Genomic DNA, 20623 nt, shown 5'->3' on the forward strand with positions numbered 1-20623 from the left:
GAACCGTGCGCCGCGCCGGTGGCCGGTGGCTTGCGCTCTGGCCGCTGCGGACCGAACCGCGAAGATCCATCTATAGTGGCGTAACGGCGGGAATAACCGCGCTTTTCATGTCGGGGTGGGCTGACAGGCCGCCGATCCCTCCCTAGCATGTCGGCCCGACAAGGGGATTACGATGATCAATGCCAAGCCCGGCCGGGCACTCGCTGCTGCGCTCGCCCTCGCATCCGCGGGCCTCCCGGCCCAGGCCGAGGCCCGCCAGGACATTTCCCGCGCCGCCGCCAAGGCGATGCCGCGCCTGCAATCCTCGATGAACGGCAATGACTGCAACGGCGTCCTCAAGATCATCTCGCCGCTGGTCGCGCGCAAGGATTTCGGCACGCTGGAACCCTTGCTGCAAGGCCCGATCCTGCTCTCGGCGACGATCTGCGAAGGCCAGGCGAACAAGCTCGACGCCGCGCTCGGCCATGCCCGCATGCTCACCGCGCTGCCCGGCGCCGCCGACATCGCCTGGCGGCTGCGCTATGCGGTCGAACTCGACAGCAAGCGGGACAGCGATGCCGTCGCCACGCTGGAAATGATCCAGAAGCAGGCCCCCAGCGCCTTCGGCTCGATTCCCGACGACTGGATCTTTGCGCTGGTGAACCGGCTGGACGCCCGACAGGACGATCCGGCCTATCGCCGCCTGCTGGTGCTTGCCACCGACCCCGCATTCCCGCCCGCGATCAACGATGCCGGCTTCTCCAGGCTGCGCCTGCCGCTGGCCCGGCTGCTCGCCAAGGAAGGCGACAAGGAAAGCGCAGCGGCCCAAGTCGCCGCGATCCGCGAGGCGGACCTGCTGCGGCAAGCCAGTCTCGATCCGCACTTGCGCAGCTACCTGCCCGCCGACTTCGACTTGCGCGCCGCCTACGAGCGGCAGGCCGCCGACCTCGAACAGCGCAGCATCGCCCGCCCCGGCCGCCTTGCCCTGCCGATCGACCTCGCCGCCACGCAGCGCGTGCTCGGCCAGGCCGACAAGGCGCTCGCCACATTGCAGGCGGCGCGGCCCGACGGCGTGCTGGCCAAGCAGTTTTCCGACCGGGACGAGCGCCTCAACTGGTGGTGGGACGGGCTTGCGCGGACCTACGAGCAGCTCGGTCGCTATGGCGAGGCGGTGGAGGCCTACCGCACCGCCATCGCCGGCGGCGAGAAAGGCCGTCCCAATGTCAGCCAGACGATCAACCTGGCCTACCTCCACGTCCGCTTCGGCCATCCCCGGGAGGCGCTGGCGCTGCTTGCCCCCTTCGCGCAGCAGGCAGGGGCAGGCGCCAGTCCTTACGGGGTGATGGAAATGCGCCTCGCCCATGCCTGCGCCGCGCAGGCGCTGGCGCTCGACGATCTGGCAGCCACCGACCTCGCCTATGCCCAGGCCCATCCCGAGGATCACCCCGAGGCGCTTACCGACATGCAGATGTGCATGGGCCGGTTCGACGATGCCGCCGCCTCGATGATCGCCCGGCTCGGCGATCCCGACCGGCAGGTCGATGCCCTCGGCCAGCTGAGCGAGTATCGCCCGCTTCCCACAGGCGTTCCCCCCGGCCTGTTCGACCCCGGCCTCACCGCCCTGCGCGCCCGCGCGGACGTGCAGGCGGCGATCGCGCGCGCCGGCGGCACGCGCAAGTTCGACGTGCTCCCCGCCACGCTTTAGGTCGTAAACGCATAAACGGCACCATCGAGGTTTCAGGCAAAATGGCTCGGCGGCAGGAGGGAAGGCGCTGGAATATGTCGATATTTCAAGACTTCCCGACGCAGCGCTGGGCCATTTGGGCGCCTCGATGGTGCCGTTTATGCGTTTACGACCTAGTCCGCCCCCCCCATGCCAGCCGATATGCCAGCCCGCATGCCAACTTGCATGGCGGCACGGGCGCGGCCATAAACCGCGCCCATGCGCATTATCCTTGCCGCCGCGCTGCTTGCCGGCTCCGCTTCGCTCACCCTCTCGCCTGCCACGGCGCAGACCATTCCCGCACCGATCCTGACCAAGCCCGATGCCCGGGACGTCTGGACCCACGCCGAGCCGCAAGTCGCCCGCGTCACCCACGTGGCGCTCGACCTCGACGTCGATTTCGCCAGCAAGACGCTTTCCGGCTCTGCGGTGCTGGACATTCTCGCAGCCCCGGGGGCCACGCAGGTGGTGCTCGACGTCAACGACATGGACATCTCGGCCGTCACCGATGCTTCGGGCAAGGCGCTGAAGTGGACGGTCGGCGCCAAGGATAGCGCCAACGCCGACATCGGCTCGGCGCTCACCGTCACGCTTGCGGGCGCGACCCGGATCACGATCACCTACCGCTCGAAGCCCGGCGCCACCGCGCTGCAGTGGCTGCCGCCGGAAATGACCTTTGGCAAGAAGAAGCCCTTCCTGTTCAGCCAGGGGCAGGCGATCCTCAACCGTTCGTGGGTGCCCACGCAGGACAGCCCCGGCATCCGCCAGACCTGGGAAGCCACCCTGCGCGTGCCCGGCGACATGGTCGCGGTGATGAGCGCCGAGAAGCTTTCGGGCGACAAGGGTGAGCCCCTGCCCGACGGCCGCCGGAGCTTCCGCTTCCGCATGGACAAGCCGGTCCCACCCTACCTGATCGCCTTTGCGGTGGGCGACCTCAAGTTCAAGCCGCTCGGCCCGCGCTCGGGCGTCTGGACCGAGGCACCGATGCTGGACAAGGCGGCGAGGGAATTCGTCGATGTCGAAAAGATGATCGACGCCGCCAGCAAGCTCTACGGCCCCTATCGCTGGGGCCGCTACGACATGCTCGTGCTGCCGCCCGCCTTCCCTTACGGCGGCATGGAAAACCCGATGCTGACCTTCCTGACGCCGACCATCGTCACGGGCGACCGCTCGAACACCGATGTCGTCGCGCATGAACTGGCGCATTCGTGGTCGGGCAACCTCGTCACCAATGCCACCTGGTCGGATTCGTGGCTGAACGAGGGTTTCACCACCTACTTCGAGAACCGCATCATGGAATCGCTCTACGGCAAGGAGCAGGCCGCGACCTATGCCGATCTCGACTGGGATGTGATGCGCCGCGAGATCGCCGCGGCCGGCGGCCAGACCGGCGCCGCGACGCGCCTCAACGGCGAGCCGGGCGCGGGTGAGGTGGACTACACCAAGGGGTCCAACTTCCTGCGCATGATCGAATATACCGTCGGCCGCGACAAGTGGGATGCCTATCTCACCTCCTACTTCGACCGTCACGCCTTCCAGCCGCAGACCACCGCCGGTTTCCTGGCCGACTTGCGCGAACGGCTGCTCAAGGGCCAGCCGGAACTCGAACTCAAGCTCCAGCTCGACCGCTGGGCCTACGGCGCGGGGCTGCCGGACAACGCCGTGCGCGTCCACAGCGCGACGCTGGCCAAGGTCGATACCAGGCTCGCCGCCTTCAACGCCGGCGGCCCCGCCAGCGCCGTGCAGCCGACCGGCTGGACCACGCAGGAATGGCTGCGTTTCCTCAACGGCATCGACCGCCGGCAGACGCCCGCCCGCCTGAAGGAACTGGACGAGACGCTGGGCCTCTCGGCTTCGGGCAATGCCTATATCCAGTCGGCCTGGTTCGAGCTGGCCATCGCCAACCACTACGATCCGGCAGTGCCGTACCTGCGCGGCTATCTCTCGCGCATCGGCCGCGGGCTGCTGGTCTATCCGCTCTATCGCGGGCTGATGAAGCAAGGCGACTGGGGCCAGCCCAAGGCGCGGGACTTCTTCGCCGAGGCAAAGCCCACCTACCACCCCTCGACCGCCGCCGGGATCGAGCGGATCGTTGCCGGGCAGGAGTGACCGCGTGATCCAGCGCTTCGGCAATGCCCCCGGCCCGGCCGTGTTCGAGGCCCTCGCCCATGCCGCCTTCGCGCGGATTCCCGAACCCTTTGCGCAGCACCTCGACGGGATCACCGTCCACGTCGAGGAGTTCGCCGACGAGGAGACCCTGCAGGCCCTGGGCATCGACGATGCCTGGGGCCTGACCGGGCTCTACCACGGGCGTCCGATGGACGAGGAATCGGTCTGGTCCTCGGGCGAATTCCGCCCGCGCATCACCCTCTACCGCCAGCCCCTGCTGGCCGAATGGTGCGAGACCGACGTGACGCTGGAAGACCTCGTGACCCATGTGGTGGTGCACGAGGTCGGCCACCACTTCGGCCTCTCGGACGAGGCCATGCACGCGCTGGAAGACGACGCCGACTGATCGCGCCGCCCGGTGACGCGATCGTCCTTTGCCTCGCCGGGCGCCGTTCAGCTGGTGAACAGCGCCTTGCGGATCACCGCGTGGACACCGTAGTTGCCGTTGACGATCTGCGATACGCCGAAGTCCACCCCGACCGAAAGCAGCGAGATCGCCTCGTCCTCGGTCAGTTGCTTGGCGGTCATCAGGAACCGCCGCGCCTTGCGGAAGGCATCGCGCATGGCGCCGTCGATCGAGCTTTGCTTGTAGACCTCGCTCTGCGCGTCCGGCCCGAGTTCCTTGAGGTAATCGGGGTGCGAGAAGCCCATGATCACCCACTCGGTCTCGGTCTCGATCAGCGGGTAATCGACGTCCTTCAACTGCTCCATCACGCCCGCCCCCTTGTGGTGAACGATCTGGATCAGCCCGGTCATCGAACATTCGATGGCGGTGCCGCATAGCTCGCTGTCGCCCTGCGAGGCATGGGGGTCACCCAGCGAGAGCAGCGCGCCGGGCACCTGCACCGGCAGGAACACCCGCGCGCCGGGGCCGGTGCGCCAGTTGTCGAGATTGCCCCCGAAACTGGCAGGCGGCACCGAATCGACCAGCCCGTTATGGCTGGGCGCCACCGCGATCACCCCGAAGTGCGGGCGGATCGGGATCTCGACGTTCTGCAGGATGTCGTAATTGCGCTCGATGCTTTCCGGGTTCACCGGCACGCCCGGATAGTCGTAACGCGCGTGGGTCACGCCCGAGGGATCGACCTGCGGCGTCCAGCGGTAGGAATAGACCGCGTGGGCCTTGGGCAACCGCCCGCCCGCCGCTTCGACCTCGTAGATCGTCACGACCTCGCGGTTCTTCGGCTCGGTCAGCAGGTCGTTGTAGTGGAAGCCCCAGTAGGTCGCCGCGTTGGAACCGAAGCTCTTGCCGGCAAAACGGGGGTTGCCGCTGGGGCGGGGCTTGAGGTCGAGGATACGCACTTCGACGAGGTCGCCCGGCATGGCGCCTTCGATGTGGATCGGCCCGGTGCAGATGTGCACGCCGAACCCCTCGCCCGGCCCGCGCCCGAAGGCGCTGGCGTCCATCGGCCCGGCGCCGCGCCGCTCGACCGTCTTGCCGCCGTGGTCCCAGTGGTAGACGCTCTCCACCCCGGCATCGCCTTCGACCATGCGCTCGGGATCGTCGTTGGCGTGGTGGGTCAGCGCCTCGATCGTCACGAAATCGCCCGAACGCACGCGCAGCGCCGGTTTCAGGTCCTTGCTGAGATAGCCCCAGTGGATCGTCTCGGGCGTGGCGGGCAGGTGGTGATGGCGCGAGGTGCCGGTATCGCCCATGTAGGCGGGCACTTGCGGCGCATCGTCGGCCGCCTGCTCGTCCAGCTGCTCGTCGAGCACTTCCTCGACCTCGGCCGCCTCTTCGGCCCTGGCGCGCTCCTTGCGGGCGGGGCGCCCCCGGCGCAGCAGTTCGACCGCCGCCTGCTCCTGCGGCGGCGCCTTGCGGTATTCGCGCGGAGAAATGCCGTACTGCTCGCGGAAGGCGCGGCTGAACGAGGCGCTGTCGTTGAAGCCCCATTCGAACAGGATGTCGGAAATCGACTTCTGCACGTGGAGCGGGCTGCGCAGGTCGAGCCGGCAGCGTTCGAGGCGGCGCACTTTCACATAGTGGCCGAAGCTGTCGTCGATCGATTCGAACAGCTTCTGGAGATAGCGGGGCGAGATGCCGTGCTCGGCGGCGACCTGCTGGTAATTGAGGTCGGGGTCGGACAGGCGGATCTCGATGGTCTGGAAGATGCGCTCCAGCAGCGCCGCGCGCATGCCCGCCGCCCCGCCGAGGGCCTTGGCGGGGGCATTGTCGAGCAGGCTGGTGACGAGGAATTCGGGGAAGGCCAGTTCGACCGGGCGGGCCTGGTCGGTGGTGATGTCGGTGATCGTGTCGGCCAGCGAGCGCAACATGCCCGCGAAAATACGCGCGGTGCCGGTATCGGTGGCGATCTTGCGCGGGGCGCCGCTGATCGGGGTCTTCAAGCGCTGGCTCAGTTCGCTGTGCGGCACCTGCACGATCAGGCTGCGGTTGTCGCCCGCGAAGGCGAGGTGGACCGGGGAATCGCCGCGCCCGCAGATCATGTCGCCGTCCGCAAGGCGCAGTTCCTGCTCGGAATCGCGCATCGTGGCGCTGCCGTCGAGGATCATCGCCACCCAGTAGGTGGTCGGCTGGTCGCGGAAGTCGATGGTCCACGACTGGGCGGTGCCGGTGACGCGGATGAAGTCGATATGGGTGCTGGAGCGGAAATGGATCAGCTCGCCATAGAGCGTCGCCTCATCCGCCTCGTCGAGCGTGAGCGACAGGCGCTTGAGCGCGAAGCGCCAGGCGTCGCGGCGCTGCTCCTTGGGGTAGACATTCGTCGTTATGCGCAAGCGAGAACCACCCTGACAGATCGGTGGCACCCTTCCCTGATGGGCGTCCAGTTCGATAGTTTGGCGACCTTATGGGCGGGAGGTCTATCGAGGCTCCGCCCACTCGGCAAGGGTGTCGTATATCTTAGTCGAAAGGCGTCTCGTTGCCGTAGACGCTGGTTCCCACCTGTTCGGCAGGTGCCTCGCCCCGGCCGCAGACGGCAAGCATCGTCAGGGCGTAGACCAGCGCGCTGGAGGCCATGTCGGCCCCCGTCGGCCGCCAGCGCGGCATGCCGGTGGTGAGCGCGGGCACGCGGTGCATGTTGAACACGTTGTGATCGCGCCACATGCTGGAATAGACCGGGTGCGCCGGCTCCACCGCCGCGCCGCGCGCCAGCCGGGTGGCGGCATCGACCGCGCCGACCAAGGGGGCGACTTCGGACGCGCGCGCCTCGAAACCGTGGCGCACGACCACCGGCTCCACGTCGAAGCCTTCCACATCCACCCCGCGCATGGCTTCCATGATGCCGTGGTACGCGTCCGCCGCCTTCTGGCGCGGGTTCAGCGAGACGTCGATGTAGAGCGCGCAGACTTCGGTCCCCGCGCCGAAATCGATCGGCATGCCGCCGCGCACCGAGGCGATCTGGACCTTGGGATGGATCGCGCCGCTGGCGGTCTCCATGACCGAATCGCGCTCGAACTTCTGCCCCCAGGCGTGGAGCGCGTCGATCACCGCGCCGAGCCGGTAGATCGGATTGGGGTGACGCAGCGGATCGGCGGGAGCATCGAGAATGGGCGAGAACACCCCCTGCCCGAAGATCCGCACCCGGTAGAGCGCATAACCGCAGCCCTGCCAGGTCAGGCCGAAGTCGGTGCCCTCGGCCGCGATCGCGTAATCGGGCGCGACGCCGCCGTGGTGGAACAGGTAATGCGCGCCGATGTCCTTGCCGTTCCAGCCGATGCCGGAAAATTCCTCGATCGGTTCGGGGCCGATCTCGCCGGGGCAGGCGGTGAGCCAGCACTTGCCGGAAAGCCCGATGCCCGCCTTGCGCAGCGCCTTGGCGGCGATCAGGAAGCACGACATCGGCCCGCGATCGTTGCTGATCGGATAGCCGCGCAGGCGGCCTTCCTCGTCCTGCCAGCACTGGGTCCATTCGGGATCGGCCAGCGTGGACTCGCGATAACGGAACCTGTCATGCTCGCGCATGCCACTGGGGCTTTCGGTGTCGAGATGCGCGGTGAACAGCAGGTTCGCACCGCGTCCGGTCCCGCCATATTCGCCGATCACGTTGGGCCGCTCGGGCGTGGCGCCGACCTTGCGCGGCTTGAAGCCTTCCTTGTCCATCCAGTCGTGGACGAACTCCGCCGCCGCCAGTTCCTCGCGCGAGCGGCTGGGGATGTTGCCCAGCGTCAGCGCCAGTTCGACCAGTTCGTCGCTGTCGATCGCCGCGGCGATGGCGGCGCGTTCTTCCTCGCTGACGGCGTAGGGAGCTTTCGCGGGATCGGCGAAAGTCGGGACGGGATCGGGCATATCGGCCAAAGTCGGGCTCCGTGGGAAATCGTCAGTGACCGGCGGCGAAGCGCGGCCGGTTGTCATCGGCGCCCTCCGCCTCGCGGCCATAGCGTGGCAGCAGCATGAGCAGCAGCGCACCGGCAAGAAGCGCCGCACCAACGCCGACCAGCGCCGGGCGATAGGAGTGGCGCGCGTCGAACACCAGGTCGAGCAGGATCGGCGTCGTTCCCTGCGCGGCAATCACCGCCGAATACATGGCGCCGATCACCGATCCGAAATGCCGCGTGCCGAAGTAGCGGGCGATGAAATAGGGCAGCGCGCCGAACTGGCCGCCAAGCCCGATGCCGAGCAGCGCTCCGCCGACAAGCAGCAGCGGCGTGCCCTGCGCGGTTTCCAGCAGCACGAGGCCGGCCACTGCCATCAGGTACATCGGCACCGCCACGCGCGGGGTCTGGATCGTGTCCATGATGCGGCCCGTGGCGATCTGCCATCCGGAAGTGACAAGTGCAAAGACACTGACCACCGCGGTGCCGGTCGTCACCGAAAAGCCCCGGTCGGAGAGGATCGGCACGACATGGCTGAACACCGCCGTCGTCCCGCCCGCGCCTGCCGCCAGCGCGATCAGGACCAGCCAGAACATCGGCGTCTGCGCCGCTTCGCCCAAGGTCATACCCTCGCGCTCGGCCGCCGCTTCCCCGCCCGCAACGGAGGCACGGTCGCGCAGCAAAAGGACCAGCAGCGGCAGCGCGATCACCAGCATGAAGCCGCTGATGCCCAGGTACCCCGCACGCCAGCCCCAGGTCTGCACCAGCACGGCGGCCAGCACCGGCAGCACCACCGAGCCGATGCCGCAGCCGCCCCCGGCACTGATGCCCAGCGCCGTGCCGCGATTCTCGTCGAACCAGTCGGCGATCACTTTCTGGAAGATCGGCGTGCCCGCCATCGCCCCGAACACCGCCAGCACGGTGAAGGTCGCATAGAACTGCACCAGACTGCCGCTGTTGAGCGCCAGCGCCGCGATCGAGAGCGCAAGGCCAAAGATGCCGACCAGCAGCGTCTTTCGCGCCCCGGCCTTGTCGACATAGCGACCGATCAGCGGATAAGTCACCGCGCCCACCAGCGCGAGAATGCCCAGCACCCCCGAAACGCTGGCGCGGCTCCAGCCGAATGCCTCGGTCAGCGGCACCAGGAACAGCCCGAAGACGGCATGGACGGCGGGCGTCACGCTCACCGAATTGCCCAGCGTGCAGGCGAACAGCACGCCGCCTTTCGATCCGCGCGGGGGAGTGGTCACGGTCATGGGCGGCAACTCCTGTTGGGGGGAACTATCGGATCAGGCGCTTTCGCCTGTGGGCCAGGCCTGCACGACCGCATCGGTCGTGGTCAGCAGCACGCAGTTCTTCTCCATCGCCGAAAGCGCGCTTTCGTGCAGGCCCGGCTCGTAGGCAGCGCTGGCATCGGAGACGAGGAACACGTCGTAATCGTGATGGAAGGCAGAGCGCGCCGTCTGGTCCACGCAGCAATCGGTGGAGAGGCCGCAGATCACCAGCGTCCGGATCCCGCGTGCGCGCAATTGGGCGTCGAGATCGGTACCATGGAAGCTGTCGTAGAGCAGCTTGGCGATCTCGATATCGCCGTCCTCGGGGAAGATGCGGTAATAGTCGGCGCCGCCGTCCGCGATACGGCAGATGGCCTCGCCCCCCGGCTGCCCGCGCCGGACCATCAGGGTCTTGAGCGCGCGCGAGTCGGTTTCGGGGCTGGTGACGACACGCATCAGCGCCACCGTGGCCCCGGCGCCGCGCGCCGCCGCCACCAGCTTCTCGCACTTGTCGATCGCCGCTGCGGCGGGCGAGAGATCGACCCCGTAACGCCCCAGCAGCCCCTGCGGCGCGGCAAAATCGACCTGGATGTCGACCACCACCAGCGCGGTCGTCGCGGGATCGATCATGCCTGCCAGCGCGGCGGCATCGACGTGCGGCAGATCCTCGGCGCGCAGCGGCATCGGCTCAGCCCTCCACCGCGGCAGCGACCTTGTCGGGGAACCGTTCGCGCAAGGCGGGCAGGATCTCCGCGCCGAAGATCGGCAGGCTCTTGAGGTAATCGTCGAAGATCAGCATCAGCCCGTCGGTGCCCGAGGCTTCCAGCAGGTCGCCGACCTGATCGGCCACGCTCCTGGCGCTGCCGACGATCTGGGCCGACATGAACGAGGAGCGCGCCTTGCGGGTGAAGTCGTTCTCCTTGCCGATCTCGGCATCGAGGAACCCGTAAGCGCGCATCATGCCCGCCAGCGCGCCTTCGTCGAGGCCCTCGGCATAGTGCTGCGCGGTGGCCTTCGCGGCATCGTCGCTGTCGCCGATCACCAGCGTCATCATCGAATAGGTGCGAATATTGCGGCCATATTCGGCGGCGATGGTCTTGGCGCGGTCGCTGTTCTTCGCAAGTTCGGCCCCGGTGCCGCCGGAAAGGAAGATCGCGTCCATTTCCTCGGAGGTCAGGCGCATGCCGATCTCCGAGGATCCGGCGCAGACGAGGAACGGGCGGCTCTCCGGCTTGGGCCAGGATTCGCAGTCATCCAGCGTCACGTAGTCGCCGTGCATGGTCACGGATTCGTCGCTCCACAGCGCCTTCACCGCGCGCACCCATTCGTAGGCGAGGTCGTAGCGCTGGTCGTGATTCACGTCCTCGGGCCAGGCGCCCATCTGCGCGAACTCGCCCTTGTAGGAACCGGTCACGACGTTCAGGCCGGCGCGGCCGCCGCTCACCTGCTGCAGCGTCGCCAGCATCTTGGCGGCCACCGCCGGGTTCTGCAGCAGCGTGTGCAGGGTGGTGACGATGCGGGTCTTTTTCGTCACTTCGGACAGCGCCGCCATCAGCACGATCGGATCGAGCGAGGAATCCCAGTGCCTGGTCTCGCCGCCGTAGCCGCGGAACTTCGACATCGACATGATGAAGTCCATGCCCGCCTGCTCGGCCAGCAGCGCGCACTGGCGGTTGTAGGCGTAGGAACCGTCCAGCTCCGGCTTGTTCTTCGACAGGATCCAGCCGCCGTTGGCGACCGGCAGGAACAGACCAAGGTCCTTGCCGCCGTTGTCGGAGGGAAGGCCAAAGGGTGTCAGCGGATGCGGGTTCATCTCAGTCCTCTGCAAATTCTTGTTCGGTGCTGTCCTGGGATCAGCCTAGGGCAACGCCCGCCCGGTTCTTGATCGGCGGCGCATGTTCTGTTGCCGCCCCCGATAGCAGGTCGGCCACCGCCGCGCGCATCGGCATCGACGGCGCCGCGCCCTGCCCCAGCGTGCAGAGCGCCGCCGCCGCGCTCGCCCAGGGCAGCGCTTCGGCAAGGCTGCGCCCCTCGTCAAGCAGCGCGGCCAGCGCACCGCAGAAACTGTCTCCCGCGCCGACGGTATCGACCGGGATCACCGGCACGGCGGGGACGTGGATATCCCAGTCCTTCTTCACCGCCACCGAGCCCCGCGCGCCGAGCGTGACGACCACCGCCTGATCCTCGTGCCGGATCAGGCTGCGCGCCTCGCGCACCACGGCGGGCAAAGCATCGACCGGGCCGCAGCAGGCAAAGGCGGCCAGTTCGGTCTGGTTCACCACGAGCACGTCGACATGATCGAGCAGCACATCCGCTGCCAGCACCGCCGGAGCCGCATTGAGGATGCGGATGCACTTCGAATTGCGAAACACCGGCAAGAGCGCGCCCACCGGCACTTCCAGCTGCGCCAGCAGCACCCCCTCCATCACCGGCCCCGGCGGGGTCAGCCGCGCATTGGCGCCGGAGACGACGACGATCTGGTTCTCCCCCTCGGCATCGACGGCGATATAGGCGGTGCCGGTCTCCACCCCTTCCAGCGCGGCGACGCCCGACACCGCGATGCCGTCGCGCGCCAGCCTCTCGCGCATCCAGCGCCCGGCATCGTCGTTGCCCACGGCGCCGACCATGCGTGTCTGCGCGCCCATCCGCGCGGCGGCAACCGCCTGGTTGGCGCCCTTTCCGCCCGGCAGCCGCGCCGTGGCCTTGGCCATGACCGTCTCACCCGGCAGCGGCAGATGATCGAGCGAGGTGATGATATCGAGATTGATCGAACCGACGATGTGAACTGCCAAGTGTGCCGCTCCGCTATTCTGGAACCGCCCCTTTGCGGGGCCGGGTTCTGCAACTGCAACAATCTGCACGTGCAACCGGGGGTGCAGCATGGCGCGCCTTGCGGGGTCAAGCCCGCGCTGGCGCCGTGCGTCCCCGCACAATAATTGCGGGGGCCAGCGCCAAGAGGCCTCGCGCGCGTGCGCACTAACTTTGCCGCACACTTTACGGCCGCACACTTTACGCCTTTCGCCTCAGGGGAGACACGCGAATTATGACCACCTGGCTCATCACCGGCATCGGCGGAGGCCTTGGCCGCGCCCTGGCCGAAGCCGCGCTCAGGCGCGGGGATATCGTCGTCGGCACCACCCGCAAGGCGAGCGACCCCGAGTTCGAGGCGCTCGCCCCCGGCCGCGCCCATGCGCTCTGCGTCGACCTCACCGACGAAGCCTCGGTCAAGGCCGCCGTCGCCCGGGCGGAAGAGATCACCGGCGGCATCGACCGGCTGGTCAACAATGCCGGCTACGGCCTCATCGGCGCGATCGAGGAAGTCTCCATCGAAGAGGCCAAGGCGCTGTTCGATGTCAACCTCTTCGCCCCGCTGCGCATGCTGCGCGCGCTCCTGCCCTACATGCGCACGCGCCGGGCCGGTCATGTCGTCAACATCACCTCGGTCAGCGGTCATGCGCCCTGGGCGGGCACCGCGCTCTACGGCGCCAGCAAGTACGCGATGGAGTGCATCGGCCAGACGCTGGCGCAGGAAGTGGCGCCGATGAACATCCGTGTCACCAATGTCGCACCCGGCGGCTTTCGCACCGGATTTGCCGCCGCAGGCCTGAAGATCGCCGAAGCCGACATCGCCGATTACGAGGACGTCGCCCACTACGCCCGCCGCAGCCTCACCGAAGGCGCGGGCAAGGAAAAGGGCGATCCCGCGCGCGGCGCCGCCGCGATCCTCACCGCGCTCGATGCCGCCGAGCCGCCGCTGCACTTGTTCCTCGGCGAGGACGCGCTGCATTACGCCGGCGATCAACTGGCATTCGTGGGCGCACAGATGCGCGCGTGGGAGGCGCTGTCGCTCTCCACCGCGTTCGAACCGGCCTGATGCACAAGACCGTGCTGCCGGACTGGGTGACCGAGCGGGGGCGGGGCTACAACACCTTCCCCGTGTTTGATCCGCGCAGCGCGGCGCTGGTGGTGATCGACATGCAGGCCGCCTTCGTGGGCGTGGGCGAAGTCTTCGGCAATGCCCATGCCCGCGACGCCATCACGCCGTGCAACGCCCTTGCCACGGCGATGCGGCAGGCGGGGGCCGCGGTGATCTGGATGCGCCAGACCACCAGCGAGCAGCCGCCGCTCGCCATGCCGCACTGGCAGTACGACAGGTCCGATCCCTTCGTGGCAGGCGCGATCGCGGCGCTGCGCGCGGGCACGCCTTCGCACGACCTCGACCCGGCGATGGCGCGCGCGGCAGGCGACCTTGTGCTCGACAAGTACCGCTACAGCGCCTTTTCCTGCCCGCAGCAGGCGCTGGAAAGGACGCTGCGCGAACGGGGCACTGAGGTGCTGGTCATGGTCGGCACGCTCACCAATGTCTGCGTGGAATCGACCGCGCGCGAGGCGAACATGCGCGGCTGGAAGGTCATCGTCGTCAGCGATGCCTGCGCGGCAGCGACCGACGAGGAACACAACGCCGCCCTGATGAACCTGCGGCTGAACTTCGCGGACGTGCAAAGTTCCGCCGCGGTCTTGGCGATGCTGGCGGCGGGGGCGGGGGCCTGATCCCGTCGCCCCGGCCGGTCCGCCGCCCTGCGGTCAGCTCATCAGGCGCGGCACCGAGACCGAGAACACGTCGAAGTGCGCATCGGGATGCTCCGCCTGGCCGTCGCGCGGGGCCTGACGGACCTGCACGACGCCGTTCTTGCCGAAGCCGTCGACCACCGGACGGCCGGCATCGCGGCTCAGCCAGAGACGCAGCAGGTGGCGCTTGCGCTGCGGTTCCGGCCAGTCCCAGAAGGTGGTGCGGGCGTGCAGCGCGGCGTAGTTGGACAGCCACTGGATGTCGCCGGGGCGGAAATCCATCTCGATGGCCATGCCCTCCTCGTAGGTGATCGTGTCGAAGAGTTCGAGCACCTCGATCTGCTCGGGGCTGAGCTTGGGCACGCCCTCGTATTCCTGCGCGGTGAGGATGTAGAGCGAGCCCGCGTACATCGAGAACACCCCGTCCACGAGGCTGACGATCGGCGAGGTATAGGTATCGGCCGGGGCATTGTGATCCTGCCGGCGCCAGTCCCAGTGGAACGGCTCCAGCAGCAGCGGCGCCAGATCGGGACGGCGGCGCAGGATCTCGTTGTAGATCTCCGCGCCCGAGACGAGGCACGAGAGCCCGCCTTCCTTGGCCGGGCGCAGGCACATCAGCGCGACGATGTCCGAACTGTCCGAGTGGTAGACCAGCTTGTCGCGCACCTTGGAGGACAGCGCGGTGGGATCGTCCATGGTCTTGTCGCTGGTGGCGTAGACGTGGTCGATCAGGTCGCCCATCTCGTTCTGGCGGATCGGATCGCCCATGTGCAGGCCGAGGATGTAGTAGATCGCGTTCGACAGCGCGTCCGAATAGAGCTGGGTGCGAAGGCCCCGCACCAGCACGAAACCGCGTCCGTAATCGACGTCGGCGCCCCATTCCTTCACCGCATCGGCGCAGGCGACCAGCGGATATTCCTCCGCCGCGACGGTACGCAGGTCCGGGTTCTCGGCCAGGAAGCGGGTGCCCAGCGTCTCCAGTTCGGCAACCTGTTCGTCCGAGAGCATGTAGATCCACTCGTCGCTCCCCGCGAGCCGGTCCCCGCGCCAGGCGGCGGCAGTGGTGACGGGCGGGAATGCCTCGGCAGTCGTGGGGGCCGAGGGGGAGGCGGAACTGGCCATGCTATCGGGTCCTTTTGCGCGGCATTGCGTGATGCCCCTGTCTAGGCCGCGATCGCGCGGGCGACTTGTCGCACCATGTCCGAAAGCTTTTCGCGGCACGAACCGCGGTTCCTACAAGCCAAATCGCGATTCCGGGGCTTATGGTGGATGTCCCGGGGGGCATGGACCGGATGGAGTGCACCTGCCCGCCGACCGGAACGATCGATCAGGAGAATGTCCATGAAGCCGATAGCCTCTCTGGTAGTGCCCCTGGCAGCCGCCCTCGCATCGGCCGGATGCACCGCCACCGCGTCCGAACCCGCCCCCGCCCCGCCCCCAGCCCCGCCCCAAGCAGCGGCATCCGCAGGAGTGGCAGGACTGGCGGGCAGCACCTGGCGGCTTGTCGCCTTCCAGTCGATGGACGATGCCCAGGGCGCCACGAAACCGGGCGAGGGCCGCGCCTACACGCTCGATTTCGGCAGCGACGGCACGATCGCGATGCAGCTGGACTGCAATCGCGGCCGTGCGACCTGGAGCGCGGTGCCCGGCACCGACGGCCGCTCGGGCCAGCTTGCGATCGGCCCCGGCATGACCACGCGCGCGCTCTGCCCGCAGCCCGATATCGGGCCGATGATGGCAAGGCGCCTTTCCGACGTCGCCAGCTATACCCTGAAGGACGGCCACCTTTTCCTGGCCCTGAAGATGGACGGCGGCATCTTCGAACTGGCGCCGCGCTGATCCGGCCCTGCCTCGCGGCGGAGCATCGGCGTGGGCCGACAGGAGCGTGGTGGGCGCGTGAAGGGTACGGGAAGGCGCAGCGGATTGATTTTGCGGTTGAGCCACAAGCCCGGCGGCGGCAAGACAGGGCGATGATCGCCTTCTGCCGCCGCCATGGCGCCCTGCTCCACGTCTTCCTGGCCTGCTGGTTGCTTGCCGGCGGCAGCGCGGTGCGGGCGGCCGCGCCGCTGCTGCCCGGCGTTGGCCTGCTGGCGCCGGAAAAACCCGCCGGGCAGGCTTCCGGCTCGGCCGCTCCGGCAGAACCCCCAGGCACCCCCACCACGGCCGCCCCCCTTTCGCCCCCCGCCCCTTCGCCCCCCACCTCGCAAGTCGATCCCGCCACGCTCGCCCGCTTCAATGCCGACGCGGCCGAAGCCCAGAAGATCCTGCGCCGGCCCGCGGGCGGCTACGACTACGAGCACATCCGCAGTCTCAACAGGCTGCGCGACCGGCTCGCCGCCGACCGTGACCTTGCCCGCACGCTTGCCGACCGCAGCAACCTGGAAGCCCGCATCATCCAGGCGCAGATGGCCGCGCTTGGCGAGGTTCCCGCCGAAGGCAAGGGCGAACCCTCGGCGATCACCGCCCGCCGCAAGGCGCTCGACGCCCGGCTTTCGGTGGTGCTGGCCCCCGTGCTCGACGCGCGCGAGGCCCAGGCGCGAGCCTCCACGCTGGTCTCCGAACTGGACGAGCGGATCGCCGGCATCGAACGCGGCCGCCGCTCCGAACGGAGCCGCTCGGCGCTGGATCCCCGCGCCTGGATCGCGGTCGCCGGCGATGTCCGCCGCGGCATCGACATCGCCGCGCGCAGCGGCACGGCGGGCATCGCGCAGGACGGGGCCGGCGGTTTCGCGCTGCGGTTGCTGGCCGTGGCCGGGCTGGTCCTGCTGGGCCCCTACGCCTCGATCCGGCTGCTGCAAACGCTCCACCGGGTCTTCGTGAAGCGGCGGGTCGCCGCCCGCCAGGCGGCGCGGCGGCTGGTGCTCATCGTCGTCGAGGATCTTGTCGCGGCGCTGCTGCTGTTCTTCGCGATCGGCTGCTCGGTGGCCGCCTTTGCCGTGCTGATGCGCCCGTTCCTCGGCACCGAAGTGCTGCTCACGCTCAGCACGCTGCTGCTGGTCGCCGCGCTGATGGTGGCGATGGCGCAGCTGCTCGCCAAGAGCACCCTGCAATCGCCGTTCCCCGAACTGCGGCTGGTGCGCCTGCGTCCCGAGGTGGTGGGCAAGGCGGTTTCCACGGTGCGCGTGATCGGCGTCTTCCTTGCACTTGTCGCCGTGCTCGAAGGCATCGAGGACGACGGCTACATGACCATCGGCGCGATCGACCTTGCCTCGGCCGTGCTGCTGGTCGGCGGCAGCCTGTTCGTCTGGCGCCTCGCCACGCTGATCGACAAGGGGCGCGAGGACGATGGCGCCAAGACCGCGCCGTCTCTTCCCCAGCACGGCCGCGCCAAGCCCGACCAGCTCGAATTCGCGGCCCCCTTCAGCCGCATCCTCAAGCTGCTCGCCATCGGCAGCACCGGCGCCGCGCTGATCGGCTACATCGCGCTGGCGCGCGAGATCTTTTCCGATCTGGTCGTCTCGGTGGCGGTGATCGCCGTCGCCATCTTCCTCCACCGCCTGGTGGCGCTGATCGTCGGCCTGCTGGCGCAAGGCGGCCTCAAGCACTACCGCACCAGCATCCACTTCGTGCCGATGCTGGCCGGGATCGTGCTGACGCTGGGCGCGGTGCCGCTGCTGGCGGTGACCTGGGGCTACAACAGCCGCGAGATCGGCGATGCCATCGTCATGCTGCGCACCGGCGTCAGCTTCGGCAACGTCAACATCTCGGCGGGCGACCTGCTGACGTTCGCCTTCGTGTTCCTGGCCGGCTACATCGCCACCAAGTGGATCCAGCGGATCATCAACCTGACGATCCTGCCCCAGTTCGAGATCGACCGCGGCTCGCAGGCCTCGATCGTGACGATGATCGGTTATGTCGGCATCGTCGCTTCGGCGGCCATCGCCGTCTCCAGCACCGGGCTCGACCTCACCAGCCTCGCCTTCATTGCCACCGCGCTGTCGGTCGGGCTTGGCTTCGGCCTGCAATCGACGGTCGAGAACTTCACCAGCGGCATGATCCTGCTGGTCGAACGCCCGATCCGCGAGGGGGACTGGATCGAGGTGGGCACGTTCTCGGGCATCGTACGCAAGGTCTCGGTCCGCTCGACCCACCTCGAGAGCTTCGACCGCCACCAGATCATCATCCCGAACTCGCAGCTGATCACCGGCAGCGTGAAGAACCTCAGCCTCGGCGAGCGGCTTGCCCGCGTGGTGGTGCCGGTCGGCGTTGCCTACGGCAGCGACCTCGAACACGTGCGCGAGGTGCTGATCGCGATCGGCAAGGCGCAGGACGGCGTGCTGGCCTGGCCCGAGCCCAACGTCACGCTCGACGCCTTTGCCGACAGTTCCGTGAACATGCGCCTGCTCGTCTTCATCCACGACGCGACCGACGGCGTGGGCGTTGCCTCGAAGATCCGCTTCGAGATCGCCCGCCGTTTTGCCGAGGAAGGCATCGAGATACCCTTCCCGCAAATGGAAGTGCGCCTGCATGCCGACACGGGCGGCAATGGCGGCAACGGCACCATCGGCGGCATCGGGGGGGACTGAACGGTCGCCCCCGATGCCCGGGTTTAATCCCCCGCGACAGTCATCCCGTCGACCCGCAGCGTCGGCACGTTGATCGCGCGGTCGCGCTCGAGATCGCTGGCAGGCGTCAGCGCCGCAAACATCGCCAGCAGGTTGCCGGCAACCGTGAAGCCCGCCACCGGCCCGGCAATCCTGCCGCCGACGATGCGCAGGCCCGAGGCGCCCCGGCTGTAGTCGCCGGTGACGCCATTGACGCCCTGCCCGATCAGTTCGGTGACGTAGACGCCGTCGGCGATTTCGGCGATCAACTCGTCGACCGAAAGCGTGCCCGGCAGCAGGTCGAGATTGCCGACCGAGATCCCCGGCGCGCCGTTGCCGCCACGCGCGGCATGGCCGCTCGGCTCCAGCCCGAGCTGGCGGGCCGAGGCGCTTTCGAGCAGCCAGCCGGTGACCCGCCCCCGCTCGACAAGATTGCGCGGGCGCGTCGCCAGCCCCTCGCCGTCGAACGGGCGCGAGCGCAGGCCGCGCAGGCGCAGCGGGTCTTCGGCGATGGTAATGCCGGAATCGAACAGCTGCTCGCCCAGCCGGTCGAGCAGGAAACTGGAACGCCGCGCGATCGCCCCGCCCGACATCGCGCCCATCAGATGGCCGACCAGCGAGCCGCCGACGCGCGGATCGAACACCACCGGCATCGGTCCGCTGCGCATGGTGCCGGGTTCGAGCCGGGCCACCGCCCGCTCGCCGCCGAGGGTGCCGATGGACGCCGCCGACGGCAGATCGGCAAGGTGGTGCGCGCTGCGCCACTCGCCATCGCGCTGCTTGCCCGAACCCTCGCCCGCGACCACCGAGACGCTGACCGAGCGACTGGTCGAGCCGTAAGCCCCGGCAAACCCGTGGCTGGTCACCAGCGCCGCCACGCCGCCCCCCGCACTGCCGGTGGCGCCGTCCGAATTGGTCACCCCGGCCACGGCCCGCGCGGCATCCTCGGCCTCTTCGGCAAGCGCGCGCAGGGCCTCAGGATCGGGCTCATGGCTGTCGATCAGGTCGAGGTCGCGCCAGGGCCCGCGCGACAGGCGCTCTTGCGGCGCCAGTCCGGCATAGGCATCCTCGGGCGCGCTGCGGGCCATGGCGAAGGCCCGCTGGGCCAGTTCGTCGAGCGCCTGCTCCGAGAGGTCGCTGGAGCCGATGCTGGCCGAGCGGCGGCCCACGAACAGGCGCAGCGAGATATGCTCGCTTTCCGAACGCTCGACATCCTCCAGCTTGCCGAGACGCACCTGGATCGCTTCGGAGGAACTCGCCCCATAGACCGCATCGGCGGCGTCGGCACCGGCGCGGCGCGCCCGCTCGACAAGCTGCTGGGCGCGGTCGAGCGCTTCTGCGGGGCTGAGCATAGGGCGTCACTTCTCCATTCGCACCGCATGCCGGCAGGGCACGCGAGATCGCCGCAGACCTAGGGATTGTTCAGGCGAAGGGCAACGCCGCTCGCCCGGCACACGGTCGCGTCCTGCCGTCCCCTTCCGGTGATACCCGGCGGGTCAGCGGACGATCAGCGCGAGGCCCTTGAACACGCCGGTAAGCGCAAAGGGCAGGCCGATCGCCAGTGCCCAGAGCAAGGTCCGGTCGCGGCGGTAGAGCGGCGCGAATGCGGGATCGTGGGCCTCTGCGTCGCTCAACCGGTTCCAGCGGCGCTCGAACCGGCGGCAGGCGGGAATGATCGCGCCGACGAGGATCACCAGCGCCAGATAGGGCAGCAGCGATTCGCCGCCGGCCTTGAGCGCGCCCACGGTGACAAAGATCTGCAGGGCGGTGTAGGCCAGCAGCGCATAGGCGATGTGATCGCTCATCCGGCGGCGCCAGTCGGGGCTCGGCTTTTCGCGCGGCGCTTCCCGGCGCCCTCCTCCGCGCCCTTCCCCGCGCCCTCCCCCGCGCTTTGCCGCCGATGTCGGCTGCACCTGCGTGTCGGCGACAGTGCCGATCCTGTCCGAAATTCCTGGCTGTCCGTCGGTTCTGGCCATGGCGCCGACCTTCCTGTCCTCGAGTGCGACCCTTGCTCGATCTCCTGCGGTCACTAGATCACGCAGCGCATGAATGATCAAGCCGATGCGGCAAATGGCGCAACTTTATTGCAACGC

At 68.6% G+C, this 20623-nt stretch carries 16 protein-coding genes; 7 read left to right on the top strand and 9 right to left on the bottom strand.

Translation table 11 applies throughout. The features are described from left to right. The first annotated feature begins 172 nt into the window (after window positions 1-172). The 3 genes from DM450_RS14280 to DM450_RS14290 all read left to right on the top strand — a co-directional run bounded on the left by DM450_RS14280 (window position 173) and on the right by DM450_RS14290 (window position 4217). Window positions 173-1684, top strand: coding sequence for a tetratricopeptide repeat protein (locus DM450_RS14280; RefSeq protein ID WP_142635857.1), 1512 nt, complete (start codon window positions 173-175; stop codon window positions 1682-1684). 237 nt (window positions 1685-1921) lie between these two features. Continuing rightward, entirely contained in the window at window positions 1922-3811 is a 1890-nt protein-coding gene (locus DM450_RS14285) for a M1 family metallopeptidase (protein WP_142635859.1), read from the top strand. A 4-nt stretch (window positions 3812-3815) separates the two neighbouring features. Continuing rightward, window positions 3816-4217, top strand: coding sequence for a metallopeptidase family protein (locus tag DM450_RS14290; protein ID WP_142635861.1), 402 nt, complete (start codon window positions 3816-3818; stop codon window positions 4215-4217). A gap of 47 nt (window positions 4218-4264) precedes the next feature. On the opposite strand, the gene DM450_RS14295 is transcribed toward DM450_RS14290, so the two are convergent. From DM450_RS14295 to DM450_RS14320, 6 genes are all read right to left on the bottom strand, one after another. Further along, entirely contained in the window at window positions 4265-6607 is a 2343-nt protein-coding gene (locus DM450_RS14295) for an acetamidase/formamidase family protein (protein WP_142635863.1), read from the bottom strand. Between the two features lie 124 nt (window positions 6608-6731). After that, on the bottom strand, window positions 6732-8183 hold the full coding sequence (locus DM450_RS14300; protein WP_260609877.1) for a peptidase M20: 1452 nt from the start codon (window positions 8181-8183) through the stop codon (window positions 6732-6734). Then, on the bottom strand, window positions 8149-9399 hold the full coding sequence (locus DM450_RS14305) for an MFS transporter (RefSeq protein ID WP_142635865.1): 1251 nt from the start codon (window positions 9397-9399) through the stop codon (window positions 8149-8151). Before DM450_RS14305 ends, DM450_RS14300 begins: the two co-directional genes overlap by 35 nt. 33 nt (window positions 9400-9432) lie before the next feature. After that, entirely contained in the window at window positions 9433-10101 is a 669-nt protein-coding gene (locus DM450_RS14310) for a cysteine hydrolase family protein (RefSeq protein ID WP_142635867.1), read from the bottom strand. A gap of 4 nt (window positions 10102-10105) precedes the next feature. After that, window positions 10106-11230: an LLM class flavin-dependent oxidoreductase gene (locus DM450_RS14315; RefSeq protein ID WP_142635869.1), complete on the bottom strand. Its 1125-nt coding sequence runs from the start codon at window positions 11228-11230 to the stop codon at window positions 10106-10108. 40 nt (window positions 11231-11270) lie between these two features. Beyond that, a complete protein-coding gene (locus DM450_RS14320; protein WP_185928617.1) occupies window positions 11271-12209 on the bottom strand; it encodes a ribokinase in 939 nt (312 codons plus the stop codon). A 251-nt stretch (window positions 12210-12460) separates the two neighbouring features. Between DM450_RS14320 and DM450_RS14325 the strand changes: the two genes are divergently transcribed. Beyond that, on the top strand, window positions 12461-13291 hold the full coding sequence (locus DM450_RS14325) for an oxidoreductase (protein ID WP_142635873.1): 831 nt from the start codon (window positions 12461-12463) through the stop codon (window positions 13289-13291). Then, window positions 13291-13968, top strand: coding sequence for a cysteine hydrolase family protein (locus DM450_RS14330; protein WP_142635875.1), 678 nt, complete (start codon window positions 13291-13293; stop codon window positions 13966-13968). Before DM450_RS14325 ends, DM450_RS14330 begins: the two co-directional genes overlap by 1 nt. Window positions 13969-14001: 33 nt before the next feature. On the opposite strand, the gene DM450_RS14335 is transcribed toward DM450_RS14330, so the two are convergent. Beyond that, complete coding sequence (locus DM450_RS14335; protein WP_142635877.1) at window positions 14002-15108, bottom strand: TauD/TfdA family dioxygenase; 1107 nt, start codon at window positions 15106-15108, stop codon at window positions 14002-14004. Between the two features lie 219 nt (window positions 15109-15327). Here DM450_RS14335 and DM450_RS14340 point away from each other — a divergent pair, with 219 nt between their 5' ends. After that, window positions 15328-15825, top strand: a complete 498-nt coding sequence (locus tag DM450_RS14340) for an META domain-containing protein (protein ID WP_142635879.1) — start codon at window positions 15328-15330, stop codon at window positions 15823-15825. A gap of 131 nt (window positions 15826-15956) precedes the next feature. Continuing rightward, entirely contained in the window at window positions 15957-18512 is a 2556-nt protein-coding gene (locus tag DM450_RS14345; protein ID WP_142635881.1) for a mechanosensitive ion channel family protein, read from the top strand. 23 nt (window positions 18513-18535) lie between these two features. Here DM450_RS14345 and DM450_RS14350 read toward each other — a convergent pair whose 3' ends face one another. After that, window positions 18536-19882, bottom strand: a complete 1347-nt coding sequence (locus DM450_RS14350; protein WP_142635883.1) for a TldD/PmbA family protein — start codon at window positions 19880-19882, stop codon at window positions 18536-18538. A 144-nt stretch (window positions 19883-20026) separates the two neighbouring features. Then, complete coding sequence (locus DM450_RS26230) at window positions 20027-20506, bottom strand: hypothetical protein (protein WP_260609878.1); 480 nt, start codon at window positions 20504-20506, stop codon at window positions 20027-20029. Window positions 20507-20623 lie beyond the last annotated feature (117 nt).

It is taken from the genome of Sphingomonas sp. IC081 (assembly GCF_006874585.1).
Taxonomy (GTDB): Bacteria; Pseudomonadota; Alphaproteobacteria; order Sphingomonadales; family Sphingomonadaceae; genus Novosphingobium.